This window comes from Gluconacetobacter entanii, from assembly GCF_003206495.1.
Lineage (GTDB): Bacteria > Pseudomonadota > Alphaproteobacteria > Acetobacterales > Acetobacteraceae > Novacetimonas > Novacetimonas entanii.
Window position 1 is genome coordinate 1 of record NZ_NKUF01000143.1, and the last position, 539, is coordinate 539.

The window sequence follows — 539 nt, forward strand, 5'->3', positions numbered from 1 at the left end:
TAGGGCCTGTTAGGGCTTGATCCAGTCTGCTGCGGCAGCGATGTGGATGACCGCGAGGAACGACGTTGCTGTTTTTTCATATCTGGTTGCGACAGCGCGCCACTCCTTGAGGCGAGCCCAGAGGTTCTCAACGAGATGCCGACACCGATAGGCCCATTTCGGGCAGGCGACCGGGCCATCGCGTCGTTTCGCGGGAATGGCTGGCCGTGCTCCCATGTCCCATATCCGTTCACGCATGGCGTTCGACGCGTAGCCCTTGTCCGCTACTACCCACAGGGGAGTGGCGGGAAGGCTGTCGAGCATGGCTGGTGCCAGAGACAGTTCATGAGCCTGTCCAGGGGCCAGCGCAAAACCGAAGGCTTTTCCATGTCCATCAGCGATCACGCAGACTTTTGTGCCATAGCCGCCGCGAGAGCGGCCAAGTGCTTCACGATGGTCTCGCTCTTCGAAAGAGGCCCCTTTTTTTGGGCTCCCGCCGCTTTGTGGTGAGCCCTGATGTTTGTGCCATCCAGAAAAGTCATTCCGAATGCCACTCCCTG

General features: G+C 59.6%; 1 pseudogene. It reads right to left on the minus strand.

Annotation, left to right across the window (positions count from 1 at the left end):
* Positions 1-9: 9 nt before the first annotated feature.
* Positions 10-539, minus strand: a pseudogene (locus CFR72_RS16940) (IS5 family transposase); the annotation flags it as partial.